The sequence below is a fragment of the Streptomyces sp. NBC_01283 genome, assembly GCF_041435335.1.
Lineage (GTDB): Bacteria > Actinomycetota > Actinomycetes > Streptomycetales > Streptomycetaceae > Streptomyces.
On the sequence record NZ_CP108430.1, the window covers coordinates 2,251,621 to 2,278,022 of the forward strand.

Annotated in this window: 26 protein-coding genes; 7 read left to right on the plus strand and 19 right to left on the minus strand. The window is 69.2% G+C overall.

The annotated features are described in order from the left end of the window. Positions 1–54: 54 nt before the first annotated feature. Positions 55–879, plus strand: coding sequence for a Scr1 family TA system antitoxin-like transcriptional regulator (locus tag OG302_RS10235; protein WP_371526488.1), 825 nt, complete (start codon positions 55–57; stop codon positions 877–879). Beyond that, positions 876–1,121: a DUF397 domain-containing protein gene (locus tag OG302_RS10240; RefSeq protein WP_371526489.1), complete on the plus strand. Its 246-nt coding sequence runs from the start codon at positions 876–878 to the stop codon at positions 1,119–1,121. The genes OG302_RS10235 and OG302_RS10240 overlap by 4 nt, the downstream gene beginning before the upstream one ends. 6 nt (positions 1,122–1,127) lie before the next feature. On the opposite strand, the gene proP is transcribed toward OG302_RS10240, so the two are convergent. Next, positions 1,128–2,651 (minus strand): glycine betaine/L-proline transporter ProP, encoded by a 1,524-nt coding sequence (proP, locus tag OG302_RS10245; RefSeq protein WP_371526490.1) that lies wholly within the window; start codon positions 2,649–2,651, stop codon positions 1,128–1,130. A gap of 182 nt (positions 2,652–2,833) precedes the next feature. Then, positions 2,834–4,714, minus strand: coding sequence for an alpha-L-fucosidase (locus tag OG302_RS10250; RefSeq protein WP_371526491.1), 1,881 nt, complete (start codon positions 4,712–4,714; stop codon positions 2,834–2,836). A 374-nt stretch (positions 4,715–5,088) separates the two neighbouring features. On the opposite strand from OG302_RS10250, the gene OG302_RS10255 reads away from it, so the two are divergent. Then, positions 5,089–5,754 (plus strand): response regulator, encoded by a 666-nt coding sequence (locus OG302_RS10255; RefSeq protein WP_371526492.1) that lies wholly within the window; start codon positions 5,089–5,091, stop codon positions 5,752–5,754. Positions 5,755–5,850: 96 nt separating this feature from the next. Here the strand turns inward: OG302_RS10255 and OG302_RS10260 are convergent, their stop codons facing one another. From OG302_RS10260 to OG302_RS10300, 9 genes are all read right to left on the minus strand, one after another. Beyond that, positions 5,851–6,696, minus strand: a complete 846-nt coding sequence (locus tag OG302_RS10260; RefSeq protein ID WP_371526493.1) for a cyclase family protein — start codon at positions 6,694–6,696, stop codon at positions 5,851–5,853. A gap of 71 nt (positions 6,697–6,767) precedes the next feature. Continuing rightward, positions 6,768–7,781 (minus strand): PfkB family carbohydrate kinase, encoded by a 1,014-nt coding sequence (locus tag OG302_RS10265; RefSeq protein WP_371526494.1) that lies wholly within the window; start codon positions 7,779–7,781, stop codon positions 6,768–6,770. Positions 7,782–7,788: 7 nt separating this feature from the next. Further along, a complete protein-coding gene (locus OG302_RS10270; protein ID WP_371526495.1) occupies positions 7,789–8,232 on the minus strand; it encodes an SRPBCC family protein in 444 nt (147 codons plus the stop codon). A gap of 5 nt (positions 8,233–8,237) precedes the next feature. Continuing rightward, the gene (locus OG302_RS10275; RefSeq protein WP_371526496.1) at positions 8,238–8,495 is read right to left on the minus strand and encodes an acyl carrier protein; all 258 of its coding nucleotides are present in this window, start codon (positions 8,493–8,495) and stop codon (positions 8,238–8,240) included. Between the two features lie 50 nt (positions 8,496–8,545). Continuing rightward, on the minus strand, positions 8,546–8,974 hold the full coding sequence (gene acpS / locus OG302_RS10280) for a holo-ACP synthase (protein ID WP_371526497.1): 429 nt from the start codon (positions 8,972–8,974) through the stop codon (positions 8,546–8,548). Further along, positions 8,953–10,194: a beta-ketoacyl synthase gene (locus tag OG302_RS10285; RefSeq protein ID WP_371526498.1), complete on the minus strand. Its 1,242-nt coding sequence runs from the start codon at positions 10,192–10,194 to the stop codon at positions 8,953–8,955. The genes acpS and OG302_RS10285 overlap by 22 nt, the downstream gene beginning before the upstream one ends. Then, a complete protein-coding gene (locus tag OG302_RS10290; protein ID WP_371526499.1) occupies positions 10,191–11,495 on the minus strand; it encodes a beta-ketoacyl-[acyl-carrier-protein] synthase family protein in 1,305 nt (434 codons plus the stop codon). Before OG302_RS10290 ends, OG302_RS10285 begins: the two co-directional genes overlap by 4 nt. 50 nt (positions 11,496–11,545) lie before the next feature. Next, the gene (locus tag OG302_RS10295) at positions 11,546–12,613 is read right to left on the minus strand and encodes a methyltransferase domain-containing protein (protein ID WP_371526500.1); all 1,068 of its coding nucleotides are present in this window, start codon (positions 12,611–12,613) and stop codon (positions 11,546–11,548) included. After that, positions 12,610–13,044, minus strand: coding sequence for a cupin domain-containing protein (locus OG302_RS10300; RefSeq protein WP_371526501.1), 435 nt, complete (start codon positions 13,042–13,044; stop codon positions 12,610–12,612). Before OG302_RS10300 ends, OG302_RS10295 begins: the two co-directional genes overlap by 4 nt. Positions 13,045–13,322: 278 nt before the next feature. On the opposite strand from OG302_RS10300, the gene OG302_RS10305 reads away from it, so the two are divergent. Further along, complete coding sequence (locus OG302_RS10305) at positions 13,323–13,742, plus strand: hypothetical protein (RefSeq protein WP_371526502.1); 420 nt, start codon at positions 13,323–13,325, stop codon at positions 13,740–13,742. Here OG302_RS10305 and OG302_RS10310 read toward each other — a convergent pair. After that, the gene (locus tag OG302_RS10310) at positions 13,711–14,064 is read right to left on the minus strand and encodes a winged helix-turn-helix transcriptional regulator (protein ID WP_371526503.1); all 354 of its coding nucleotides are present in this window, start codon (positions 14,062–14,064) and stop codon (positions 13,711–13,713) included. The genes OG302_RS10305 and OG302_RS10310 overlap by 32 nt on opposite strands. Positions 14,065–14,297: 233 nt before the next feature. Here OG302_RS10310 and OG302_RS10315 point away from each other — a divergent pair, with 233 nt between their 5' ends. The 3 genes from OG302_RS10315 to OG302_RS10325 all read left to right on the plus strand — a co-directional run bounded on the left by OG302_RS10315 (position 14,298) and on the right by OG302_RS10325 (position 18,273). Next, positions 14,298–16,490 carry an alpha-N-acetylglucosaminidase gene (locus OG302_RS10315; RefSeq protein WP_371526504.1) on the plus strand — a complete coding sequence of 731 codons (2,193 nt, stop codon included), beginning with the start codon at positions 14,298–14,300 and terminating at the stop codon, positions 16,488–16,490. 148 nt (positions 16,491–16,638) lie between these two features. Next, complete coding sequence (locus OG302_RS10320; protein WP_371526505.1) at positions 16,639–17,484, plus strand: chitosanase; 846 nt, start codon at positions 16,639–16,641, stop codon at positions 17,482–17,484. Between the two features lie 144 nt (positions 17,485–17,628). Next, positions 17,629–18,273, plus strand: coding sequence for a LysE family translocator (locus OG302_RS10325; protein ID WP_371526506.1), 645 nt, complete (start codon positions 17,629–17,631; stop codon positions 18,271–18,273). 136 nt (positions 18,274–18,409) lie between these two features. On the opposite strand, the gene OG302_RS10330 is transcribed toward OG302_RS10325, so the two are convergent. The 7 genes from OG302_RS10330 to uraD form a co-directional block, all read right to left on the minus strand. Then, positions 18,410–19,615 (minus strand): MFS transporter, encoded by a 1,206-nt coding sequence (locus OG302_RS10330; RefSeq protein ID WP_371526507.1) that lies wholly within the window; start codon positions 19,613–19,615, stop codon positions 18,410–18,412. A gap of 233 nt (positions 19,616–19,848) precedes the next feature. Next, entirely contained in the window at positions 19,849–21,207 is a 1,359-nt protein-coding gene (locus tag OG302_RS10335) for a nucleobase:cation symporter-2 family protein (protein WP_371526508.1), read from the minus strand. A gap of 371 nt (positions 21,208–21,578) precedes the next feature. After that, the gene (locus OG302_RS10340; protein ID WP_371526509.1) at positions 21,579–22,967 is read right to left on the minus strand and encodes an 8-oxoguanine deaminase; all 1,389 of its coding nucleotides are present in this window, start codon (positions 22,965–22,967) and stop codon (positions 21,579–21,581) included. Between the two features lie 48 nt (positions 22,968–23,015). After that, positions 23,016–24,428 carry a nucleobase:cation symporter-2 family protein gene (locus OG302_RS10345; RefSeq protein WP_371526510.1) on the minus strand — a complete coding sequence of 471 codons (1,413 nt, stop codon included), beginning with the start codon at positions 24,426–24,428 and terminating at the stop codon, positions 23,016–23,018. 67 nt (positions 24,429–24,495) lie between these two features. Further along, positions 24,496–25,419 (minus strand): factor-independent urate hydroxylase, encoded by a 924-nt coding sequence (gene pucL, locus OG302_RS10350; RefSeq protein WP_371526511.1) that lies wholly within the window; start codon positions 25,417–25,419, stop codon positions 24,496–24,498. A gap of 5 nt (positions 25,420–25,424) precedes the next feature. After that, positions 25,425–25,814: a hydroxyisourate hydrolase gene (gene uraH, locus OG302_RS10355; RefSeq protein ID WP_160507956.1), complete on the minus strand. Its 390-nt coding sequence runs from the start codon at positions 25,812–25,814 to the stop codon at positions 25,425–25,427. Beyond that, a complete protein-coding gene (gene uraD, locus OG302_RS10360; RefSeq protein WP_371526512.1) occupies positions 25,814–26,326 on the minus strand; it encodes a 2-oxo-4-hydroxy-4-carboxy-5-ureidoimidazoline decarboxylase in 513 nt (170 codons plus the stop codon). The genes uraH and uraD overlap by 1 nt, the downstream gene beginning before the upstream one ends. Positions 26,327–26,402 lie beyond the last annotated feature (76 nt).

The following is a 26,402-nucleotide window of genomic DNA, read 5'->3' on the forward strand; positions in this document are numbered from 1 at the left end:
TGACCATGGGGCTGTTGGCGGGGATCAGCACACGAGCGTCGGGGGTTACCCGTGATGTCGTCAAGCAGCAAAGAGCCTGTGCCGTCGGACGGCATGAAGACCTTCGGCGCGGTACTCAAGAGCTTCCGCAAACGCGCCGGGGCGACCCAGGAGGGGCTGGCCGAGGAGGTCGGGTGCTCCTCGCACTTCCTGGCCTCGATCGAGCAGGGCAGGCGGCTTCCGCCGGTCGGCTTCATCGATCAGTGCGAGGCCGCACTCGACGCGTTCGGCACCCTGCGGCTCGCCGCGAACCAGCTGTCGCGCAAGCCGGGTCTCGCGTCCTGGTTCCGCCAGTGGGCGCTGCTTGAGCAGGAGGCGCTGGCCCTCAACACGTACGAATGCCGGTTGATCCCCGGCCTGTTGCAGACGGCGGCCTACGCCCGCACGCTCTTCGTCAATCAGCTTCCGCCGCTGGGCGACGAGCAGATCGAGGCGCAGCTGGCGGCACGGATGGAACGGCAACAGCTGCTGACGGACCGACCGAACACGGCGTACAGCTTCATCCTGGAGGAACACATGTTCCTGCGCCGCACGGGCGGGCATCACGTCACCATGGAGCTCATCGACCACGTCCTCGGCCTCGCCGAGCGGCGGAACATCGAGGTGCAGATCATGCCGGTCGTGAGGGAGAACCACGCGGGACTGGCCGGTCCCATCCAGCTTTTGGAGACTCCGGAGAACAAGTGGCTCGCCTACGCCGAAGGGCAACGAAGCGGCCAGTTCATCTCCGACCCGAAAGAGATCAGCGTGCTCCAGATGCGATATGCCAGGATGCGCCCACAGGCTCTCTCGTTCGAGGACTCGGTGAGCTTGTTGCAGCGGATGCGAGGAGCAGCATGAGCACCCCCGAACTGGCTTGGTTCAAAAGCAGCTACAGCAGCAGCGGCGACGGAGACTGTGTAGAGGTCGCCCTCACCTGGCACAAGTCCAGCTACAGCAGCGGCTCAGGTGACGACTGCGTAGAAATCGCCCCCTGCCCCACCACCATCCACGTACGCGACTCCAAGAACCCCGCAGGCCCCCAACTCGCCCTGGCGCCGCAGGCCTGGGCGGCGTTCACGGAGTACGCCGCCCAGGCCTGACGGCCGTCAGTACTGGGGCTGCGACGAGGGCTGTGCCTCCACCAGTTCCCGCGCCTCCTCGTCCGTGGCCACGGACGGCGGGGAGCCCTCCAGGGGCTGGCGGGCCGATTCCTTCATCGCGGCCACCGCGATGATGCCGACGAGGCCCGCCAGCATCGTGTAGAAGGCGGGCATCAGGTCGTTGCCGGTGGCTCCGATCAGCGCGGCGACCACCAGCGGGGTCGTACCGCCGAAGAGCGAGACCGAGATGTTGAAGCCGATGGAGAGCGAGCCGTAGCGGACGTCCGTCGGGAAGAGGGCCGGCAGCGACGAGGACATGACGCCCAGGTAGCAGACCAGGCAAAGGCCCAGGATGAGCAGGCCGGAGAAGACCGCGACGGTGCCGCCCTGCTTGATGAGGAGGAACGCCGGGAGGGCCAGGACGAAGAAGCCCACCGAGCCCGCCATCAGGACCGGCTTGCGGCCGATGCGGTCGGAGAGCCGGCCGAAGGAGTTGATGAGCGCCATCAGGATCAGCATGACGATCACGATGGACATCAGGCCGCCGGTCTCACCGAAGCCGAGATCCGTCAGATACGTCGGCATGTAGGAAAGCAGCATGTAGTCGGTGATGTTGAACGCGGCCACCAGCGCGATGCAGAGCACCATCGCCCGCCACTGGCCGACGAACGAGTCCTTGAAGGACTTCTTCTGGCGCTCGGCGGCCGGTCCGCTCTCCGCCTCCGCCATCTTCTGGAAGGCGGGCGACTCGTCGAGCTTGAGGCGCAGGTAGAGGCCGATGAGGCCGAGCGGGGCCGCCACCAGGAACGGGATGCGCCAGCCCCAGGACTGCATGGAGTCATCACTGAGGCCCATGGTCAGGGCCGTGACCAGGACCGCCGCGACGGTGTAGCCGATCAGGGTGCCGAATTCCAGGAAGGAACCCCAGAATCCGCGGCGCTTGTCGGGCGCGTACTCGGCGATGAAGGTCGCGGCGCCGCCGTACTCACCGCCCGTGGAGAAGCCCTGCACCATGCGGCAGAGGACGAGCAGGATCGGCGCCCAGACGCCGATGGTGCCGTAGCTGGGGATCAGGCCGATGGCGAGGGTCGCCGTCGACATCATGATCATGGTGAGCGCGAGGATCTTCTTGCGGCCGACGCGGTCGCCGAGCGGGCCGAAGAACATGCCGCCGATGGGGCGCACCAGGAAGGCCGCGGCGAAGGTCGCCAGGGAGGAGAGGGTCTGCGCGGTGTCGTTGCCCGAGGGGAAGAACTCCTTGCCGATGATCACGGCGAGGTAGGCGTAGACGCCGAAGTCGTACCACTCCATGGCGTTGCCCAGCGCGGTCGCCTTGACCGCCCGCTTGACCTGGGCTTCCTCGGTGACCGTGATGTCGGACTGGCGCAGGCGCGGGTTCTTGCGGCGGTGGATCGCGCGGAAGAGGGTGCGGTGTCGTGCCACGGCCTCCGGAGCTGGCGGTGCAGGTATTTCGGGGGCTTCGGGCGCGCTCACGGTGCAGTCACTCTCTCGGTCGGCAATGGCTGTCATCGACCGCCTGACCTGGGTGGTCAAAGATCGACGGACGATCGCCTGCCCAGTTGGGCGTCGATCCACACTGCCTATTTCGGAGAACGGAAGATGCCCGCCATTGGTCCTCGGGGCGGGGGCCCCAAGTCCCGACTCCTCAGGACTTGGGGCCCGAATCGCTCAGCGAGGGGCCCGCGGGCCGCTCAGCGGGCGTACAACTGCGCCGACGGCACGATCTGCTGCTCCTGTCCCGGGCTGGACCAGAGCAGTTTCATGTGGGCCTCGCCGGTCTGTTCCGCGTACTCGATCCTGATCGAGTGCCGCTTCCCCGCGGTGAGCGCGACCTGCGCCTTGTCGATCTTCGCCTCGTGCGGCGACCACGAGTCGATGACCAGCTTGCCGTCGACCCACACCCGCGCCATGTCGTCCGAGACGGTCGTCAGCGTGTACGTCTCCGAGCGGCGCGGCTCCAGGGTGCCGGTCCAGCGGACGCTGAACTTGTCGGAGGGGATGCTCGCGGCCGGTGAGCCCTCGTACTTCCAGGCGTGGTTGACGGTGGCGTCGGTGCGGGTGATCTTCGGGGTGCCGGTCAGGTCGGCGTTGTCGAAGATCTCCTGCTTCAGGCCCGTTCCCTTGCCGGGGCGGGCCGTGGGGCCCGGGTCGACCTTCAGCTCGATGACCGTGGCGGTGTCGTTGGTCGCCGCGCCGGACGGCTTCAGGTCGAAACCGTCGCCGGACTTGGTGACCGTCACCCTCTGGTCGCTGCCGAGCACCCGCGCCGACGTGACCCGGAAGTCCGTGCGCGCCTTCAGGTGCAGGGCGGCGCCGGACGCCGGCCACTGGGTGACCGCCGCGTACAGCTTGTCGCCCTTGCGGCTGACCGAACCCCAGGACGGCTCCTCGACGAGTCCGCCGAAGCGGGCGCCGAACACCGCGTTGCCCTGGCCCGACGTGCGCAGCCAGTCGCCCATCTGCTTCAGGCGGTCGACGGAGGGCTGCGGGACACGGCCGCGGGCGTCGGGGCCGACGTTCAGGAGGTAGTTGCCACTGCGGGACGTCGTGGAGAGGAGGTTCTTGACCAGGGTGGACGACGACTTCCAGTGGGTGTCGTAGCCCGCGAAGCCCCAGTGGTCGTTGAGGGTCATGCAGGATTCCCAGAGCTGACCGTCGACCGGGGCGCCGGGGATCTCCTGCTCGGGGGTGCCGTAGTCACCGTCCACGACGCGGCGCTTGCCGACGCGGTTGTTGATGATCAGGTCCGGGTCGAGGTCACGGAGGTAGGCCTCCAGTTTCTCGCCGTCCCGTGACGTCCAGGGGTTGTGGGGCTTGTCGGTGTCCCACTCGCCGTCGAACCAGAGCAGGGCCGGGTCGTAGTTGTCGACCAGCTCCTTGAGCTGGGCGCGCATCCGCTTCTCGTACTTCGGGAAGGTGGCCGGGTCGGGGAAGTCCGGGTCGTGCCAGTCCCAGATCGAGTAGTAGAAGCCGAGCTTGATGCCCGCGTCGTCGGATGCCTTCTTCAGCTCGGCGAGGATGTCGCGGTTCTTGTCGAAGGACGAGTGGTCGCGCAGGTTCCAGTCGTTGACCTTCGTGGGCCACATCGCGTAGCCCTCGTGGTGCTTCGAGGTGATGACGATGTAGCGCATTCCGGCGTCCTTGGCCGCCTTCACCACTGCCTTGGCGTCGAAGTCGGCCGGGTTGAACGTCGCGGCCCGCTTCTCGTACTCGGCCTTCGGGATGTCGCACTGGCGCTGGATCCACTCGGCGTCGCGGCAGGCCGAACCGTCGGCCTTCTTGTACTCGCCCTCCAGGTTGGAGTACGCGCCGAAGTGGATGAACATGCCGAAGCGGTCCTGCCGCCACCAGTTGGTGCGGTCGGCGGTGAAGGGGTCGTCGGTGGCGTGGTCGGTTCCCGGGCCGGTGGCCGGCGTGGCCTTCGCGGGCGTCTCTGCCGTTGCTGCCGTTCTGGCCGGGGGGTCCGTCGAGGCCGCGACCGCCGCGGGGACGGCGGTCGCGGCGAGGGCCGACGCGAGGAGCAGGGCGATCCCGGCGACTCTTCGCCGAGTGCGGCTGAGCTGTGTGCGCATGGGGGCGGCTCCCTGAGGTTGAGGGGTCGCTCGGGAACGTAGGGTCGAATACATCGGATGTCAATGCGCCCAACTGAGCCCGATGGGCCGGATGTTGGCGTGATCGCACACCATCGCTCCGATGACTGGCGATCACGCCACCGCCCGTCCACCCCCTCGCCCTCACCCTCATCCCCATAAGGATTTCAGGCGAATTCCGATCAATGCGCTAAAGGAATCTGTGACTCCGACAAACAGCCGCGCGATGTCGTCCGCACGTGTTCTAACTATTGACTATTAACCGGAAGCGGCTTTGTAAGTGTGGTGTAGCATCGGATCAGGCAGATAATTCTTCTACGATGAAAATCGGCCAACGGGGGCCAGGGGGGCCATCAGTGTCATCGATAAAGATCCTGCTTGTCGACAGCGAACAACTCGTCCTCGAAGGCTTCCGAAAGCTTCTCGACGGGTTTACGGAATTCTGCGTGGTGTCCATCGCCCATGACGCCGCCGCCGCACTCAGGGAGTTGCACAGGCGCCGCCCGCAGATCGTCGTGATGGGACTCGGCGTTCCCGGTACGGGCGGCGTGGACGCGATCCGGGCCATTCGCCGCGAGTCCGGCCACGTGCGCATCGTCATCCTCTCCTCCAACCAGCAGCCGGTCTATATGCGGGAAGCCTTCGTGGCCGGCGCCAACGCCTATCTCTCCCGCAGCATCGACGCGGACGAACTGCGCGCGACGCTCCTCGCCGTGCACCGCGACGGCGCGGCGTTCTCCGCGGCCACGGCGGGCCCGATCCTGCAGCTCATGGCGGGCCGCCACCGCGGGGAGGACGCGGCCCTGTCGACGCTGACCGAGCGCGAGCGGCAGATCCTGTCCCTGGTCGCCGAGGACCATGAGACCGCCTGCATCGCCACCGCCCTGGGCATCCGCCCGAAGACCGTGCGCAACTACCTGAGCCGTATCTACGCCAAGTTGGGCACCCCCAACCGCGTCCAGACAGTCCTGTACGCGAAACGCTCGTTGGGCCGCCAGGGAGGACTCGCGACGGACCCGTGACGCATAGGGCGTGAAACGTAGGGCGTGACGCATCGGAGGCGCATCTCCCTTACAGTGCTTCGGGATTTTCCTCAATTGCCGGAGCAATTGGCGCGTTCAATGCGGTTGCCGTACTTCACGTTCCCGTACTTCACGTTCCGGTACGTCGGCGACCGCCCTGCACCATGCCGCGCCCGCATCGGCAAGCGCGATGGGGAAGGCCATGAAGGTGAACTCGCCGCCCTGCGGGATGTCCCGCAATCGGGTCAGTCCCTCGATCTGGATGAACTCGCGTTTCCTGCCATGGATATGCGTGGGCCAGAGAGCCGCGCGATCCCCGGTTCCGTAGAAGGATTCCACCATCGCGCGTGCGGGGCCGTCGAAACTCCAGCAGTCCGTGCCGAGCACCTTCACGCCGAGATCAAGGAGATGGTCGACGGCCTCGGGGGTGATGGCGGTGGACTCCGTGTAGTACGCGGGAGTGCCCAGGCGCAGATCCAAGTCGGTGCGGAAGAGCACCACCGTCCCCGGGCCCACCCGTGAACCGGCCGCGTGCAGCGCCTCCTTGACGTCCGATGCCGTGACGCGCCCGCCGCACTCCCGTACGTCGAGGACGACACCGGGCCCGCGGAACCACTCCAGCGGCAGGTCGAGAACCTTCTTGGCGGGACTGCCCGCGCACTCGGGGCCGTAGTGGAAGGGCGCGTCCACGTGTGTGCCCTGGTGCACGGACATCCGGTAGAACTCGTTGGAGAGGAAGCAGCCGTCGGGCAGGTCACTTGCGCGCAGCCTGCGGGCTCCGGTCAGCCAGCGCCAATAGTTGCGCCGCCGGTCCTTGCGGCTGTCCCCCGGCAGCGCCCTGATCCTGCGTGACAGGTGACGGATGCCGTCCTGGTGCAGCCACTGCTCGAACTCCACGCCGGGTGCCCGGCGGCTGATGGGGATGCTCAGGTCCACGTACATCGTCCGAACGCACCTCGCTCTTTCTCTGTCGGTTGCTGTGCCGGTGACGCGGTTGCCGTGCCGGTGACGCCTCACGCGGCGTAGGTGAGCAGGCGGCGGATCGCGGCCGCCGTCGTGTGCCCGTAGGCCTCCCTGGCCCGGTTGAGGAGGCGGCGTACGTCCATCGCGTACTCCTGTGCTCCGGTCGCCTCCAGAGCGAACGAGGCGAGCACGCAGCCCAGTTGAGCGGCCCGCTCGATCGGTGCGCCCTGGGCGACCCCGGCGATGAGGCCCGCCCGGAGCGCGTCCCCCGCCCCGCTCGGCTCGGCCACGGCGACCGAGCCGATGCCGGGCACCAGGGACGGCGTGTGACCGGCGCGCTCGATCCGCACCCCGGCGGCGCCGAGCGTGGTCACCCACGCCCCGACCCGTTCGAGAATCCGCGGACCGCTCCAGCCGGTGGCTTCCCTCAACCGCGCCGCATCACCCTCGTCGGTGACGACGCAACTCGCCCCCGAGATCAGGTACTTGAGGTCCGCGCGGCCCATCCCTCCGATCTGCCACGAAGGGTGGGCCACGAACGGCAGCCCCAGCGCCCGGCACTCCTCGGTGTGCCGGAGCATCGCGGCCGGGTCGCCCGGCGCGACCACCACCAGGCCGAGACCGCCCGTGCGCCCGGCGACGGAACGCAGCGAGAGGGCGGACGACGCCCCCATGGCCCCCGGCCGGAAGGTGCTGAATCGCTCCCCCTCCGTGTCGGTCGTGCACACGTGGCGCGCGGTGTGCTCGCCCGGCACGACGAGGACGGACTCGGTGTCGACCCCGTGCTGCTTGAGCCACACCTGGTAGTCGGCGAAGTCGGAGCCGACCGCGCCGACCAGGACCGGGTCGAGGCCGAGGCGGCCGAGGCCGAAGGCGATGTTGGCGGCGGCACCGCCCCGGCGTATCCCGAGCCGCTCGGCGAGGAACGCCAGGGACGCGACGTGCGGCCGGTCCGCCGCCGGCCGCTCCGGGAAACGGCCGGGGAAGGTCATGAGGTGGTCCATCGCGATGACCCCCGAGACGGCGATGCGCTTGGCGATGCCCTTGGTGGCGGCGACGGACACGGTGACCTCAGATCCCGGACTCGATCTTCCGCTTGATGCCCGCCTGGTTCTGCCGGGTGTGCACCTGCATGCGCTCCACGACGGTCGGCAGCGGGACATCAAAGGCGTCATCGACCTCGAAGTCCTGGACCCAGGTCATCAGGGTCCCCTCGGGCACCTGCCGATAGCTCCACCTGAGGTGCATGTAGCGGAACGGAAAGAGCGGATCGCGCCGCTCGGCTACCGCCGTGAGCTCGCGGTGGTCCAGGAGCCGCCAGGAACTCCACGTCGAGCCCTCGGGGTTGGTCAGTTCGAAGTGGATCTCGGTCCAGCGGCCGTCCCGCTCCTCCGAGACCACCTTGGCGTGTCGGTACTCGTCGAAGAGGTCGGGCCAGCGGCCGATGTCGTTGGTGATCTCGAAGACGCGCGGGGCGTCGGCCTCGATGACGACGCTGTTCTCGATCCTGGGCATCGTCCTCAGCTCCCCACCGCCGCGGCGACGCCGGCCGACAGCAGGCGCTCCACGCAGTCGACGAGGTCACCGAGGGTACGGAAGCCGCCCTCGGCGTCGGCGTCGATGCTGACGCCGAAGTGCTGTTCGAGGGCGACGACGATCTCGACCAGCTCGGTCGAGTCGATGTCGAGGTCCTCGGCCAGGCGCTGGTCGTCGGTCAGCTCCTCGCTCTCGAAGCCCGCACCGCGCAGGACGGTGACCACGTTCTCTCGGATGTTCATGGAACTCCCTTGCTCTTTGAGGTGGTTCGGATGGGATGACGGGCCGGGGGTCAGTCGGCGACCGCGATCGCCACGGCCACGCCCGCCTCGTGCGAGATGCTCACGTGCAGCCCGCTGTACCCGGCGAGCCGGAAGGCCTCGCCCGCCCGGCCGGTCAGCCGGGGCACCGGTGCGCCCGACGCCTCGCGGCCGATCTCGACGTCCCGCCAGCCCAGTCCTTCGCCGTGGCCGCCGAGTGCCTTGCGCACGGCCTCCTTGGCGGCGATGCGGCCCGCCATGCAGGAGGCACGGTGGCGCGGCGATGTGCCCTCGCACAGGGCCAGTTCGTTGACGGTGAAGAACCGCTCCACGAGCCGCTGCCCGCGCCGCTCGGCCATCGCGCGCAGGCGCTCGACGTCGACGATGTCGATGCCGACCGCGCGGATGCCGGACGACCGGGGCAGGACGCCCCGCGCGGTCAACGCCTCAGCAACAGACATGCGTTGACACCTCCCAGGCCGCGCGAGACCACGAGCGTGTGCGCGCAGTCGGCCATGGGGCGCGCCTGTCCCGCGACGAGGTCGAGGTCGATGCCGGGTGCGGGGCGGTCCAGGTTCACGGTCGGCGGAAGCACGCCGTCGCGCATGGCCCGCAGGGCGAGCGCCGCGTCGGCGGGTGCCGCGGCTCCCAGGAGGTGACCGAAGCCCGACTTGGGCGCGGTCACGGGGAGTTGGCGTGCGACGTACGGGCCGAAGGCCTCGTGCAGCGCGTACCCCTCCGTCACGTCCTCGAAGGGGATGCCCGAGCCGTGCGCGAAGACCGCTCCGATGTCGCTGCCGGAGATCCCGGCGCGTTCCGTCGCGGTCCGCATGGCGCGGCCCAGGACCTGCCCGGTCGGCTCGACCGTGTAGTACGGCATGTAGCCGTCGGTGCTCACGCCCCAGCCCGCCAGCTCGCCCAGGATCCGCGCCCCGCGCCGCTCGGCGTGCTCGCGGCGCTCCATGACCAGGAACACCGCGCCCTCGCCGAAGACGCTGCCGCCGTGGCCCGCGTCGAACGGCCGGTACAGCTCGTGCGGCCCGAGCGAGCCGCGCGACTTGGCGCCGAGCCCGCTGGTCTCCATGCAGAGCCAGCCGTACGGCGACAGGGGCGCCTCCACGCCGCCCGCGATCACGATGTCCGCGCGGTCGCGCAGCAGTGTCTCGGCTCCGCCGATCAGCGCGTACGCGCCGCTGGCCCGGTCGGCGACGAACGTGCGCGCCGGGCCCTTGATGCCCTGGTCGATGCAGATGTTGCCCTGCGGCGCCGCCGGGAACCAGGCGGTCGCCTGGTAGGGGCTGACCGCGCGCGGCCCGTCTGTCCAAAGGTGGCGCAGCTCGCGCTCGGCGAACTCCCAGCCGCCGAGGATGTTGCCGACCATGACGCCGGTGCGCTCGGCGGACGCGTCCTCGCCCACGGTGACGCGGGCGTCCGCGAGGGCCTGCCGCACGGCGTGCACGGACAGGTGCGTGAAGCGGTCGGTGCGCTTGACGAAGCGGGACGGGAGTTCCGCCGCGGCGTCGAAGTCCGCCTGGCCCGCGGCCGATGTGGCGTACCCCGAGGCGTCGAAGCGGTCGATGGCAGCGACTTGCGGGACGCCGTCGCGTGCGCTGTCCCAGAGGGGGTCGATGCCGGTGCCCGCGGGCGTGACCGCGCCGATGCCGGTGATGACGACGCTCATCGGTGCGCCCCTTCCCGTACGGCCCGGGTGACGAGCGCGGCGTGCAGCCCCGCGAATCCGCTGGCGCCCTTGAGGATCGCCTCGCCGTGCCAGGGGCGGCCTTCGCCCGGGACGTAGTCGAGGTCGCAGGTCGGATCGGGGTTCTCGTAGTTGGCGGTCGGGTGGACGAAGGAGTGCTTGCCCGCGAGAGCGCAGAGCACGATCTCCATGGCGCTCGCGGCGGCCAGCGCGTGGCCGACCATCGACTTCGCCGAGTTCACCGGGATCTGCCGGGCGCGCTCACCGAGGGCGAGCTTGAGTGCGCTGGTCTCGCAGGTGTCGTTCTGCGGGGTCGAGCTGCCGTGCGAGCTGACGTGATCGATGTCCTGGGGACGCAGGCCGGCCTCCGCTACGGCCTGTGTCATGGCGCGGGTCAGATCCTCGCCGTCGGACAGCAGATCGGTCATGTGCGCGGCGTTGGAGGTGTGCGAGAAGCCGTCGACCGTCAAGTAGGGGGCTGCGCCCCGGCGTTCGGCGTGCTCGCGCGACTCCAGTACGACGATGCCGCAGCCCTCGCCGAGCACGAAGCCGTCGCGGCCCGCGTCGTACGGACGTGACGCGGCCTCGGGGCGGTCGGCGTGCGCGCGCGAGAGGCAGTTGATGATCTCGAAGGACGCCACCGTCACCGGGGTGATGGGCGCCTCCGTGGCCCCCGCGATCATCACGTCCGCGTCCCCGTGGCGGATCGCGTCGTAGGCGTGGCCGATCGCGTCGACGCCGCCGATGCAACCCGTCGACAGGGTCACGCACGGGCCCTGCATGCCGAGCAGCGCCGAGAGGATCGTGCCGGGGGTGTTCGACATGGACGCGAGGTAGAGGTCGCGGCCCGCCTTGGCCGGGTCTATGGGCCCCCGGCCCCCGTCGGTGACCCGCAGGAACTCCTCCTCCATCTTCGGGGTGCCGCAGACCGCCGTGGACAGCGAGAGTCCGGCGCGTTCCGGGTCGTAGGTGCCCTGGGTGAGTCCGGCGTCGCGTACGGCCTGGAGCACGGCCGCGACGGCGAACTGCGTGTACCGGTCGAGGCGCCGCACCTCGGGCGGCAGGGCCGGTATCTGGTCCTCGAATCCGGGGACCTCGGCGATCGAGTCCGACACGAAGTCGAAGTCGCCGAAGAGCGCCGAACTCGTGACGTCGGAAAGGGGTTTGGTGACGCTCTTTCCCGCGGAGATCGTTTCCCATAATGCTTCTGTGCCGATGCCGGCCGGGCTGACCACGCCAAGACCGGTGACGACCACTTCTCGCGCTTCTGGCGCTTCGCTCACTTCTCGCGGTTCTTGTACTTCTCGCGCTTCAGGCACTTCTCGCACGTGAATCACTGCCGCCTTTCTCCTGTCAGGACGGTGATGAGGCCGGGTGTGACGGACTCCTTTGCCGTCACTCCGCATTTCTCCATGACCGCGCGATACGCGGATTCCTCCCGGACCCCGCCCGCCTCGGTGTTCACCAGGAGGCTGAGCGCGATCATCGGGCGGTGCAGGGCGGGCAGCCCCGGCTGCTGGCGCATGACCTCGACGATCAGGAGGGTGCCGCCGGGCCGCAGCAGCCGCGCGCACTCCTGGACGAGGCCCTCGGTGGCGTCCGGGCCCGCGAAGCGGCTCAGGTGGGCGAGGACGACGGTGTCGAAGCAGCCGCCGGGGAAGGGCGCCTTGGGGAAGTCGCCCGCGTAGTCCCTGGTGAAGTCGGCGGGGACGAACCGGAACCGCTCCTTCACGCCGAACTCCGCCGCCCGTTCCCGCGCGGCGGTGAGCAGCTCCGGGGCGTCGTGGGCCACCACCCGTGCCTCAGGGTCGGCGGCGGCCAGGGCGATGCCCCACTCCCCCGCGCCGGACGCGAGGTCCAGGACGTGGCCCGCCTCCGGCAGGGCGAGCTCCCGCACCACGCGGAAGGCGGTGCGCACGCCCACCGGGAAGATCCCGGCGAACATCCCCGGGTACAGGCCCCGGTTCTCGGGCTCGCCCAGTTCACCGCCACCGTGCCCGCCGGCCCGCACCAGTTCGGTGAGGGTGCTCCACTGGTCCCACTCCGCGAGTACGTCGGCGAAGTGGTCGCCGAGGTAGCCCCGGGCACCCTCGACGAGGTAGGCGCGGGAGGCTGCGGTGAGGGCCCAGTTCTCCTCCGCGCCGCCCGCGACCAGGCCGAGCTCCTCCAGGGCGGCGAGCAGTGCGCGCAGCGCGTCGGTGTCGCAGCCCAGCTCGGCGGCGAGACCCCGGGTGCCGCGCGTGCCCCGGGCGAGGCCGGTGAAGACGCCCAGGTCCAGGGCCGTGCCGAGCACCCTGGATCGGGCGAAGCCGAAGTTCAGGGCGAGGAGGGGGCCGGGGTCCGGCGCTTCCTCGTACGGAGCGAGCGCGCGGCTGTGGGCCGCGGCCGTCGGGGCAATCACTTGCCGCCCTCCAGAAGGCTCACGTACTCGGGGTTGTGCGTGTACTCGTACGGGTCCTCGGAGAGGAAGACGTTCCGTACCGGGGGCCGCTCGCAGGGTGCGACGACCAGGAACCGGCAGGTCTGGTCCGGTCCCGTGACGAAGCCGTGGGGTTCGTTGCGGGGGATGAAGATGGCGTCGCCGGGGCCGACTTCCTCGGTCTTTCCGAGCTCGGGCATGACGAGCCCCATCGAGCCTTCGAGCACATAGATCTCGTGCTCCCACTCGTGGTAATGCGGCGGTGTGGAGCCGTTCGGCGAGACCTCGAATTCGGTGAGGACGAAGCGGTCGGCGCCGTCCGGTGTGTCGATGAGTTTCCGGTGGGTGGTTTCCTTCGCTCCCGGTTCGCGGACTATTTCGGCCTTGACCGCGGTCCTGTGCACGCGCTTCATGTGCTGCCTTTCTTCGAAGGGGGTGGCTGGGCGATCGGGCGCTCCCGCCATGTCCTTGGGGGCGCCGCAAATCGAACGTAAGTCAGCGTCGGCGAGCGCATCTATGGGCAGGGACCGCCGCCAACACCGGGACATGGAACCGGACTTGACGGGGACGCAGGCCCACGGGGGTGGGACAAAGTCCCGGCTGGGGGGCTACGCTCCTGAGGCCACCGCTTCGAAATCCGAAGCAGCGACGGCGGTCATGCAGCTCTACACGGCCAGGAGGAGCGAACCAGATGGGCGTAGACATACGTGAAGTGCTGGCACCGGACGCACCGGACGCACCGAGCGCGCTCGACCGGACCCGGCTTCTACTCGCGCGGGACGTCGTCTTCCACAGCCCGGTGGCCGACTACGGCGGGCGGGACGACGTGGCGCACCTGTTCGCGAAGATCGGGCAGTGCCTGGCGGGGCTGGAACCTCTTCAGGAGTTCACCGAGCCCGGGGCGGCGGGCGGGGATGGCCGGGAGAGCGTGACGACCTTCACGGCCAGGGTCGGTGAGGAGTCAGCGTACGGCGCGCTCGTCCAACGGACAGACGCGGGCGGCCAGTTGACGGAGGCAACGCTACTACTCCGACCGCTGAGCGCACTGAAGGCGGCGGTCTCCCGGATGGGTGAAGCGCTCAGCGCCGACCCTCTGCCGAGTCGGCGCTGACCTCGGTGGCCCAGCGCTCGGCCCACGCGTCGAGAGGGCGCAGGGCTTGGTGGGCATCGCGCCCGAGCGCGGTAAGGACGTAGGAACTGTCGGGCAGCTGCCGCACGAGCCGCGCTTCGAGCAGCTCGGTCAGCCGCTGCCGCAACACGCTGGACGACATGGCGTCACACCGCTCCTGCAACGCACGAAACCCCAACGGCTCGCCCCGCAACTCCCACACGACCCGCAGACTCCAACGCCGCCCGAACAGATCCAGGGCAGCCATCAGAGGCCGCCCGGTGGTGGAGGCGCGGGTCGGCTTACCGGGCAGGGGAGCACTCATCCGCCGACGCTAGCACTGCCACATGGACCTTTGCCGCGAGAGCGGCCGTCGGCGGGCGCGCGGCGGAGCGGGCCGTCCTCGGACACACGACAGGCCCCGCTTTCGTTTCTGTAGGCCCAATGGCCTCTCTCCGTATCTTGACCATGGTCCATGCGCGGTTCATCGTGGCGCCGTCTCGCACTGCCCGCCGCGTCCGCGCGGGCTTCGTCGAAACGGGAGGGTATCCCTACGTCATGCCCCTGGCCCGCCGCACCTTCCTCACCGCTCTTGCCGGAACCACCGGCGCCGCCGTCGCCTGTTCCGGGTCCGTCGCCGACGGGGCCGCGACCCCGGCCTCCGGGGCGGCAGCCGCAGTTGATGCCGCCCGGCGGCTGCTGCCCCGTCACTGGCAGCAGCTGACGTTCACGACCGCGGGTGCCGCCGACACCTTTCGGATCTCCGGGCGGCGCGGGCACATCGTCGTCGCCGGACCGACTCCCGCCGTCCAACTCACCGGGCTGCGTCACTACTTGAAACATTCCGCTCACGCCAGCATCACGTGGGCGGGCTCTCAGCTCGACCTGCCCGACCTGCTTCCCGGCCTCGACAAGGCCGTGACCAGGACCGCCAACGCCCCGCACCGCTTCGTCCTCAACGACACGAACGACGGCTACACGGGGGCGTACCACGACTGGTCGTACTGGGAGCGCGAGATCGACGTGCTCGCACTGCACGGCTACAACGAAGTACTCGTGTACGTCGGCGCCGACGCGCTCTACCACCGCGTGTTCCAGGAGTTCGGCTACTCCGACGAGGAGATGCGCGAGTGGATCCCGGCCCCGGCTCACCAGCCGTGGTGGCTGCTGCAGAACATGTCCGCCTTCCCGCATCCCGTTTCGCGTCAACTCCTGGACAGGAGAGCCGCGTTGGGGCGGCGCATCACCGACCGGCTGCGCGAGCTCGGCATGACCCCCGTCCTCCCCGGATACTTCGGGACGGTCCCGCCCGGCTTCGAAGCGAAGAATCCCGGCGCGAAAACCGTGCCGCAGGGCGACTGGGTCGGCTTCGCGCGGCCCGACTGGCTCGACCCGCGCACCGAACACTTCGGCCGGGTGGCCGCCGCCTTCTACCGCCGGCAGGACGAGCTGTTCGGCACCTCGACCATGTACAAGATGGATCTTCTCCATGAGGGCGGGAAGCCGGGTGACGTGCCGGTCCCGGAGGCCGCGAAGGCCGTCGAGGCGGCCCTCCAGGACGCGCATCCCGGCGCCACCTGGGTGATCCTCGGCTGGCAGAGCAACCCGCCCAAGGCCATCGTCGACGCCGTCGACAAGTCGAGGATGCTGGTGGTCGACGGCCTCTCCGACCGCTTCCCGAAGATCACCGACCGCGAGTCCGACTGGAACGACACCCCGTACACCTTCGGCTCGATCTGGAACTTCGGCGGACACACGACACTCGGCGCCAACACCCCCGACTGGGCCGCGCTCTACGAAAAGTGGCGCACCGAGGAAGGCAGCACGCAGCGCGGCATCTCCCTGATGCCGGAAGCCGCCGACAACAACCCCGCCGCCTTCGAGCTCTTCTCCGAACTGGCTTGGCGAACAGGTGACTTGGACCTCAAGCAGTGGTTCGCCGACTGGGCCGTGTCCCGCTACGGCGCCGCCGATCCGCACGCGTCCGCCGCCTGGGACATCCTGCGCCGCACCGCGTACGGCACGACCCGCGCCGACGAGTGGTCCGAGGGCGCGGACGGCCTCTTCGGCGCACGCCCCGACCTCGCGGCGAAGTCGGCCGCCGCCTGGTCACCGATGGCGATGCGGTACCCACTCGCCGACTTCGAACCCGCACTCAGGGAACTCACCTCAGTCCACGTCGAGTTGAGGGCCTCTTCCGCCTACCGCCGCGACCTCCTCGACGTGGCCCGCCAAGCGCTCTCCAACCGCAGCCGCACCCTCCTCCCCCAGATCAAGCAGGCGTACGACGACCGGGACACCGCCCGCTTCGACCGGCTGACCCGGACCTGGCTCGGTCACATGGACCTGCTCGACAAGCTGGTGGCCACCGACTCCCGTCACCTCCTGGGGCGTTGGGTCGCGGACGCCCGCTCGTGGGGTGCCGACGCCGAGGAACGGGAGCACCTCGCGTACGACCAGCTCTCGCTCCTCACCGTGTGGGGCACGCGGGCCGGGGCGGACGCGGGGCTGCGCGACTACGCCAACCGGGAGTGGGCCGGACTGGTCGGCGGGCTCTACCGGCTGCGCTGGGACACGTACTTCAAGGAGTTGCGGGCGGCACTCGGCGAAGGACGCGAGCCGAAGGCCGTGGACTGGTTCGCGCTCGAAGACGGATGGATTCGTGACCCGGGGCGCCTCGCGGCCCGGCCGACCGGAGACACGTACAAAGTCGCTGTTCAGGTGCGCGAACGGCTGACCGGGACGCGCTGACCGGGCGGACACGGCCTCCAAGATCACCAACTCGCCCTCCCTTGACGGGTATACGTCATCCTCGAACTCTGGTAGGAAACCTTCCTAACAGTACGCGGAAGAGCCCAAGCGTCATCGGATCGACGAACTCCCCCACCTTGGAGGTCCCGTGCCCACCCCCCATCGCGCCCCCACGCCCCGCCTGCACACCTCACGCCGCACCCTGCTCGGCTTCATCGGCGCCTCGCTCGTCGCGGGCCCCGTCATCGCCTCGCAGACGGCGGGCGCCGCGCCCACCGCCAAGGCGGGCGGACTCGACGATCCGGCGAAGAAGGAGATCGCCATGCAGATCGTGTGCAGCGCCGAGAACTCCGACCTCAAGTGGAAGGACTACTACCGCTACTGCGAGGACATAGACGACGGCCGCGGCTACACCGCCGGGATCATCGGCTTCTGCTCGGGCACCGGCGACATGCTCGACCTCGTCGAGCTCTACACCCAGCGCAAGCCGAACAACATCCTCGCCAAGTACCTGCCCGCGCTGCGCGAGGTGGACGGCACCGACTCCCACGACGGCCTCGACCCCAACTTCAAGCGCGACTGGGAGAAGGCCGCCCAGGATTCCGAGTTCCAGAAGGCGCAGAACGACGAGCGTGACCGCGTCTACTTCAACCCTGCCGTCAAGCAGGGCAAGGCCGACGGCATCGGTGTCCTCGGGCAGTTCGCGTACTACGACGCGATCGTCATGCACGGCAACGGCGGCGACAGCACCAGCTTCGCCAACATCCGCAAGCGCGCCCTGCGTTCGGCCAAGACACCGGCCCAGGGCGGCGACGAGGTCACCTACCTCAACGCTTATCTGGACGCGCGCGTCTGGGCGATGAAGCAGGAAGAGGCACACGAGGACACCAGCCGCGTCGACACGGCCCAGCGGGTGTTCCTGAAGAAGGGCAACCTGAACCTGAACACGCCGCTGGAGTGGAAGGTGTACGGAGACCCGTACCGCATCGGCTGAGCCGTCCGCCGTCCGCATCGGCGCGGGCACCCCGCCACACCGGCACCCCGCCTCCCGGTGCCCGCGCCGATGTAGGAGCGCTTACGAGTTGCGTGAAGAATTCCTCGCTGGTGCCGGACGGTGCGGCCGTCCGATGCTTGCCCAATGATCGGAATGAACGCGGTCCTCGGCGTCGCAGTGGTCTCCCTCGGCATGGTGCTCACACCCGGGCCCAACATGATGTACCTCGTCTCGCGGAGCATCACCCAGGGCCGGCGCGCCGGGGCGGTGTCCCTGGCCGGGGTGGCCGTCGGCTTCCTCATCTACCTGACGGCGGCCAACCTCGGCCTGTCCGTGGTCTTCCTGGCGGTACCCCAGCTGTACCTGGCCGTGAAGCTGGCGGGTGCCGGATACCTGGCGTGGCTGGCCTGGAAGGCCCTGAAGCCGGGCGGCACCTCGGTCTTCAGCCATCAGGAGCTCGCCCCCGACTCGCCGTGGCGGCTGTTCACCATGGGAGTCCTCACGAACCTCCTGAACCCGAAGATCGCCATCATGTACGTCTCGCTGATCCCGCAGTTCATCGACCCGACGGCCGGCCACACCCTGGCGCAGGGCTTCGCGCTCGGCGGCATACAGATCTCCATCAGCCTGGGCGTGAACCTCGCCATCGTCATGGCGGCGGGCACGATCGCGGTGTTCCTGGCGGGCCGACCGTCGTGGCTCAAGGCCCAGCGCTACGTGATGGGAACGGTCCTCGGCGCCCTCGCGATCAAACTCGCGACGGACCGAACGCCGGCCGCGGCGGCCTGAGACGGGGGCGGGCGGAGAGTCGCGGGCGTACCGCCGGAGATTGCGAGAAAGTCCCACGGAAAGCGCCCGCAGCGGGCCCGAGGCGGGACTTCTGTGCAATCGGCCCCCACCCGACCCGGCCCATCCCCCCCGCCCGTTACGCCGAAGGCGGCCTGCGGCCTGCGGGCGTGACGGTCAGAGCCGCCAGGACCGCTGCCACTCCGCCGACCGTCATGACCGTGGTGGTGGAAGCGGCGTCCACGACCATGCCGCCCGCCAGCGCGCCGAGCGAGATCGTCGCCTGGAACGACGAGGTGAACAGCACGGACGCCGCCTCGGGCGCGTGCGGCGCCGCCGTCACGAACCATGTCTGTGAGCAGACCGGCACCGCCCCGTACGCGATGCCCCAGAGCAGGAGCAGCGCGAGCGCGCCCGGCTTCCCCGTGCCGAGGGCGGGCAGCAGCAGCGTCGCGGTGGCGAGCAGGCCGGCGGCCGTGGCGAAGGTGGCGCGCGGCGCGCGGCGCGCCCAGGCTCCGGCGAGGAAGTTGCCGAGCACGCCCGCGGCTCCGTAGGCCAGCAGGAACAGGGTGACCGTCCGGGGGCCCGCGTGGGTCACCTCCGCCAGGAACGGGGTGACGTACGTGTACGTGCCGAAGTGGGCTGTCACGATGAGGAAGGTCGCGGCGAGGCCGACCCGGACGCGGGGGGCACCGAGCAGAGCGCGCAGCACCGCGATCTGGGTGACGTGCTGTGGGGGCAGGGGCGGCACGGTCACCACGAGCGCGGCCAGAACGGCCAGCGTCAGGACGCCCATGACGACGAACACGACGTGCCAGCCGACGAGTTGGCCCAGCAGCGTGCCGGCGGGCACGCCCAGCACCGAGCCGAGCGGCACGGCGGAGAAGATCACGGCGGTCGCCCGGCCCGCCTGTGCCTCGGGGACCAGCCGGGAGGCGAGGCTCGCGCCGATGGACCAGAAGGCGCCGATGACGAGTCCGACCAGGACCCGGGAGACCATCATCAGCCAGTAGCCGGGCGCGAGTGCGGCGAGGAAGTTCGCGAGGGCGAGCACCAGGATCAGGGCACAGAGCATGCGGCGCCGGTCGACGCGTCCGGTCGTGACCGTCACTGTCGGTGCGGCGACGGCGGCGATGATGCCGGGCAGGGTCATCATCAGGCCGGCCGTGCCGTCCGAGATGCCGAAGCTGTCGCCGATGGGGGTCAGCAGGCCGATCGGCAGGATCTCGGTGGTGACGATGGAGAAGATCCCCAGCGTCACGGCGATGACGGCCGGCCAACCGCCCCTACCTGGGCGGGCGGAGGTGGCCTCGGTGAACGGGGGTGACGTGGTGGGTGCGGGCATGCTGCCGAGTTCAGCAGCGCCGCCGGGTCCCGGTCTGGCACGTATCCGACGTCAACGTGCCACGGCGAGGGTGATGTCGGATTTCCGCGCGCCACCCCGTCGGCGACTCGGCTCAGTGCGTGACGCCGGAAGTCGGCCCTGCCGCGCGGGAGTTCACGAGGCGTGTGGCGGGACCGACCTCAATCCGACCGGAAAGTAACTTCCGTGATGCGGGCGGCGTCACGCACGTTACGTCAGTGGGCCGCCGCCGGGGAAGAACCTTCGTGCACCCTCTGTTCAGCGATTTCTCCCCCGGGCTCCATCGGATTGGTCACGTCGTCGTCCTCACCGCGCTTGCCGATGTGGTTGAAGACGAGATTGAGCAGCACGGCCGCGACACAGCCCGTGGAGATGCCCGAGTCGAGGATGATCTTCGCGGTCTCCGGGAACGCGTGGTAGAACTCCGGCGCCGCGATCGGGATGAGGCCGACGGCCAGCGAGACCGCCACGATCAGGACGTTGTTGTCGCGCTCCAGGTTCGCCTTGACCAGCGTCTGGATGCCGCTCGCCGCGACCGAACCGAAGAGGACGACACCCGCGCCGCCGAGCACCGGACGCGGTACGACGGCGATGAGCGAGGCGGCCATCGGGCACAGGCCCATCAGGACCAGGAAGCCGCCGCCCACGGCGACGACGTACCGGCTGCGGATCTTCGTCATCGCGACGAGGCCGATGTTCTGCGCGAACGCACTGCACATGAAGCCGTTGAAGAGCGGGCTGATCGCCGAGCCGAGGGTGTCGGCGCGCAGACCTGCCGCGATGGTCTTCTCGTCGGCGGGACGGTCCACGATCTCACCGAGCGCCAGCATGTCCGCGGTGGACTCGGTCATCGAGACGACCATGACGACACAGAGGGAGACGATCGCCGCCGCCGCGAACTGCGGTGCGCCGAAGTGGAACGGCGTCGGGAAGCCGACGATGTCCGCGTCGCCGATCGGGCTGAAGTCCGTGACGCCGAACGGGATCGCGATGACCGTGCCGATGACGAGGCCGAGGAGCACGGCGATCTGCTTGACGAAGCCGGTGGTGAACCGGCGCAGCAGCAGCACGATCACGAGGGTGATGCCCGCGAGACCGAGGTTCTTCATCGAGCCGTAGTCGTCGGCGCCCGGCACGGGACCCTGCGCCCAGCCGAAGGCGACGGGCATGAGCGAGATGCCGATGAGCGTGATGACCGTGCCGGTCACCACCGGCGGGAAGAAGCGGACCAGCTTCGAGAAGAACGGCGCCGCGATGAAGCCGAGTACACCCGCGACGATGACCGCGCCGAAGATGATCGGGAGCGCGTCGTCCTTGTTGTCGGTCGATTCGACGACCGCGATCATGGGGGCGACGCCGGCGAAGGTGACGCCGTTGACGAAGGGCAGGCGGGCGCCGATCTTCCAGATGCCGAGCGTCTGGAGGAAGGTGGCGAGGCCCGCGGTGAACAGACACGCGCCGGTCAGGAAGGTGAGTTCCTTCGCGGAGAGGCCGATCGCCGCGCCGACGATGAGCGGCGGGGCGACGACGCCCGCGTACATGGCGGCCACGTGCTGGAGGCCGGTCGTCGCCATCTTGAGCGGTGGAAGCTTCTGGTCGACGGGATGTATCTCAGGTGTCCCTGATATGGCGCTCTCGCCGTCGACTTCGGATGGGTCTGGAGTGGTGCCTGGGGTGGTGCCTTGCTTGGTGAACCTGGGCTGAGTGGCCACTGTGGCTCCTCCGGTTGTTTTCCAGTACGGGCGGTGCCGGCACTTTTCGCTTCTGGGAGGTGGTGCGTGATGCAAGGACTTGCTCGGTATGAAGTTGTGGTGGTGCGCCCAGGTAGTACTGACCGCCCCGGGAACGTGAAGCTTTGGGCCACGTTCCGGGGCGGCACTTGAGCAACCCGCTCGGCTGCTCAAGTCCGGTCAGGGGCCGTCCCCCCTGACCGGAGTTCTTGGGTTCAGGCCTCGGCGGCGATCCGCGCGAGGCGCTGCGCCTCGTCCCGCGCGGAGCGGGCGATGGCGTCCTCGTCGACGTTCAGCAGACGGCCGTCCTCGACGATCGGCTTGCCGTTGACGAGGGAGAGCGTGACCGGGGCCGCCGCGCCGAAGACGATGGCGGTCACCGGGTCGGCGATCGAGGAGTGCCCGATGCCGTCGATCTTCCAGAGGACGAGGTCGGCGAGCTTGCCGGCCTCCAGGGAGCCGATCTGCGTGGAGCGGCCCAGGACCTGGGCGCCGCCGAAGGTGCCAAGACGCAGCGCCTGACGTGCGTTCAGGGCGGCCTCGCGGTGCGCGCCGAGGCGGTTGATGAGGAGCGCGTTGCGCAGCTCGGTGTGGAGTTCGCCGGACTCGTTGGACGCGGTGCCGTCGACACCGAGACCGACCGGGACGCCTGCCTTGAGCATGTCGGGGACGCGGGCGATGCCTGCGGCGAGGCGGGCGTTGGAGGAGGGGCAGTGCGCGACGCCCGTACCCGTGCGGGCGAACGCGGCGATGTCGGAGTCGTTCATGTGGACGCAGTGCGCCATCCACACGTCGTCACCGAGCCAGCCCGTCGACTCGAAGTAGTCGGTGGGGCCCATGCCGAAGAGCTCGTGGCAGAACTTCTCCTCCTCGACCGTCTCGCTGCCGTGGGTGTGCAGGCGTACACCCTTGGCGCGCGCCAACTCTGCGCCCTGCTTCATGAGTTCGGTCGAGACCGAGAACGGTGAGCAGGGGGCGACGGCGACCTGGGTCATCGCGTCGAAGGAGGCGTCGTGGTGCTTGTCGACCGTGGCGGCGGTCGCGGCGAGCGCGCCTTCGAGGGTCTCGACGGCGAAGTCCGGCGGCAGGCCGCCGTCCTTCTCGCTGCGGTCCATGGAGCCGCGGGCGAGGGTGAAGCGCACCCCCATGTCGCTCGCGGCGCCGATGATGGCGCCGGACAGGTCGCCGGAGTTCTTCGGGAACACGTAGTGGTGGTCCATCGCGGTGGTGACACCGCCGCGGGCCATCATGCCGAGCGAGCCCTGGGCCGCGGCCTTCACCATCTGCTCGTCGATGCGCGCCCAGGTGGGGTAGAGCGCGACGAGCCAGTTGAAGAGGTTGTGGTCGGTGGCCAGGCCGCGGGTGATCCACTGGTAGAAGTGGTGGTGCGTGTTGACCAGGCCGGGGGTCACGAGGTGACCGGTCCCGTCCACGCGGCGTACGACGTTCTCCAGGCCCTCGGGGGCCTTTCCCGCGCCGATGGACTCGATCTTGTTGCCCGCGACGACGACGTATCCCGATGCGTACTCGGTGTCGTCGGCGTCGACGGTCGCGATCGCGCAGTTCTCGATGACGATGCGCTGCAGGTCTGCCGGTGCTGCCATGGTGCTTCTTCCTTCTGTTACGGGTGGCGATGTGGGCACGGCATGACCCTAGGAAGATTTGAGTGCCGCGGCCGCGGGGCTGCGGGTGCCGAGATGGTTGAAGAACAGGTTGAGCAGGACCGCGGTCAGCGCTCCCGCACTGATTCCGGAGCCCAGGACGGTCTGCGCCCAGGCCGGGAATTCGGCGTAGAAGGTGGGCGCGGCGAGCGGGATGATGCCCGCTCCGAGCGCGACCGCCACCAGGATGATGTTGGAGCTGTCGTCCAGGCCCGCCTCGGAGAGCGTACGGATGCCGCTCACCGCGATGGAGCCGAAGAGGACGATGCCCGCGCCGCCGAGTACCGGCATGGGGACCACGTTGACGACGGCGCCGAGCACGGGGAAGGCGCCGAGCACGATGAGCGCGCCACCGGCGACGGCGACGACATAGCGACTGCGTACACGTGTCAGGGAGACGACACCGACGTTCTGCGCGAAGGCGGAGGTCGGGAAGCCGCCGAAGACGGGGCCCAGCAGCGTCGCGATGCCGTCGGTGCGCAGGCCGCGGGTGATGGTCTTCCCGTCGGTCTCGCGGTCGCAGATCTCGCCGAGGGCGAGCATGCCGGCCGCCGACTCGGTCATCAGGACCAGCATGACGATGCAGAGCGAGAGGATCGCGGCGGGCTGGAAGGTGGGGGCACCGGCGGCGAACGGCGTCGGCAGCGCGGCGAGCGGGGCGCTCTGCACGGAGGTGAAATCGGCCATGCCGAACGGGATCGCGGCGAGCGTTCCGATGAACATGCCTGCCAGCAGGGCGACTTGCTTGAGGAAGCCGCGCCCGAAGCGCTGGAAGAGCAGGATCACGACGAGGGTGAAGGCGGCGAGCGCCAGATACTTCATGTCGCCGAACGTCGGGTCGGTGTCGTCCCCGCCCTGCGCCCACTTCACGGGCACGGGCATCAGCGTGACGCCGATGAGGGTGATGACGACCCCGGTGACCAGGGGTGGGAAGAAGCGCAGCAGCCTGCCGAAGAACGGGCCGATGGCGAGGCAGAAGACGCCCGCGACCATCACCGCGCCGTAGATGGCCGGGAGTTGGTCGCCTTTGGCGTTGGTCTCGGCGATGGCGAGGATGGGCGCGATGCCGGCCGACGAGGCGGCGTTGACGAAGGGGAGCCGGTTGCCGACGAATCCCTTGACGCCGAGCGTCTGGAGGATGGTGGCGAGTCCGGCGATCAGCAGTCCCGCCGCGATGAGCCGGGTCTGGGCCACGGTGTCGAGGCCGCAGGCCTGCCCGATGATCAGCGGCGGAGTGACGACGCCCGCGTACATGGCGGCGATGTGCTGGAGCGCGGCGGGGACCAGCCGCGAGGGGTGGAGCTTCTCGTCCACCGGGTGACAGGCGGGAGTTGACTCTCCGCCGGCTATGTCCGATGGGGTGGAACACGGACCTTTGGAAGGCCCTCCTGCAGGCTGTGCCATTGCTGCTGTTCCCTCCGGTGTGGCGCGCCCCCGTCCGCTGCGGACGGGCGGGGGCGCGCGTCCCGCGTCAGAGGTTGGTCATGTCGACCGGGATCTTCGGCTGGACGCCGTCCCTGAGAACCGTGGCCTCGATCAGGCCGTAGGGGCGGTCCGCCGCGAAGTAGACCTCGTTGTCGTTCTTCAGCCCGAAGGGCTCGAGGTCCACCAGGAAGTGGTGGTTGTTCGGCAGCGAGAAGCGGATCTCGTCGATCTCGCTCCGGCTGTTGATGACGCGCGAACCCATTTGGTAGAGGGTCTGCTGCAGTGAGAGGGAGTACGTCTCGGCGAAGGCCTGCAGGATGTGCTTCTTGGCCTGCTCGTACGACTTCTCCCAGTTGGGCATCCGGTCGGCGTCGCTGGTCCAGTTGTAACGCCAGGCGGCGGAGACGTCGGTGCACAGGATGCGGTCGTACGCCTCCTTCAGCGTCGTGTACTTGTCCTTGACGTAGCCCCAGAACTCCGAGTTGGTGGAGTTCATGACCGTGAGGTCCTTGAGCCCGGAGATGATCTCCCAGTTCTCGCCGTCGAAGGTGATCTGCGTCGTGCGCAGCTCCTGGCCCTTGCGGGCGAAGGAGTGGTTCACCTCGTCCGAGCCGATGAACTTGGAGTTGTTGTCCGAGGTCGCGATGCGCTCCCAGGAGTACTCCTGGATGCGGATCCGGGCGACCTTGATCGGCTCCTGCGACGTCACGAAGTGACGGGCGAGGTGGATGCCGAACTGCTCGGCGGACTCGATGCCGTACTCCTTGGCGAAGGCGAACACCGTGTTCTTGGTGGTGTCCGTCGGCAGGACGTTGGCGTTCGAGCCGGAGTAGTGCACGTCGTCCATGTCGCCGGAGAGCGCGACCGAGACGTTCAGGTCCTTGATGTGGTGGGTGTCGCCGTCCCGCGTGATCTTGACGACGCGGTTCTCTGCTTTGCCGTACTGGTTCTGGCCGAGAATCGTGGGCATGTCTGCTAGCTCCCTCGGTAAACGGAGTAGCCGAACGGGTTGAGCAGCAGCGGTACGTGATAGTGCTCGCCCGGCGTGACGGCGAACGTGATCGCCACCTCCGGGAAGAACGCACCGCTGTCCCTTACGCGGGGGGCGTCCTGCTGCGCCTCGGCTTGCTTCTTTGAGAAGTAGGTCTCGACCTCGAAGTCGAGTCGTACGTGGGTCGTGCCCTCCGGCAGGGCCGGGAGGTCCTTGCAGCGCCCGTCCGCGTCGGTCGCGGAGCCGCCGAGCGCCACCCACTCGGCGTCACGGCCGCTGCGGGCCGTGAGCGAGATGGCGACGCCCTCGGCGGGGCGGCCGACGCTGGTGTCCAGGATGTGCGTGGACACCGAGGCGGTGGTGTCAGTGCTCATCAGTCCTTGTCCTCTTCTACGAGACGGGTCAGCCGGATTCGGTTGATCTTCCCGAGTTCGGTGCGCACGTTTCCGCGCTCCTCCTCGGCGGTGTTGCCGATCCGGGTCTTCACCGCATCGCGCATCTGCTCGCCGGTCGCGCCGGTGGCGCAGATCAGAAAGACGTGACCGAACTTCTCCTGGTAGGCCAGGTTCAGTTCGAGCATCTCTGCCTTGAGCTCTTCGGAGGCCCCCGCCATGCCGCGCTGTTCACGCGACGACGTGGGGTCCCCGGGCTTCGGGCGGCCGATCGGCGGGTGCCCGGCCATCGCCTCGGCCAGATCCTCGTCGGTCAGCTCGGCCGTGGCGGCGTCACTGGCGGCGAAGAGGGCTTCGACGGTGGGGAAAGGGCGCTGGGAGAGCAGTTTGCTTCCCCAGGCCGATGAGGCGCAGGCCTCGTGGAGGGCGGCGGTGGCCGCACTCTCCGGCAAGGCGTTGAACCGGGCAAGGCCCGGCGTCGAGCTCGAAGTCACGGGTGCCTCCGTGGCCATAGGGCCTTGTGCTGGACGGGCTGCGGATAGCTAACGCCAGCCGAAACACCACGTCAAC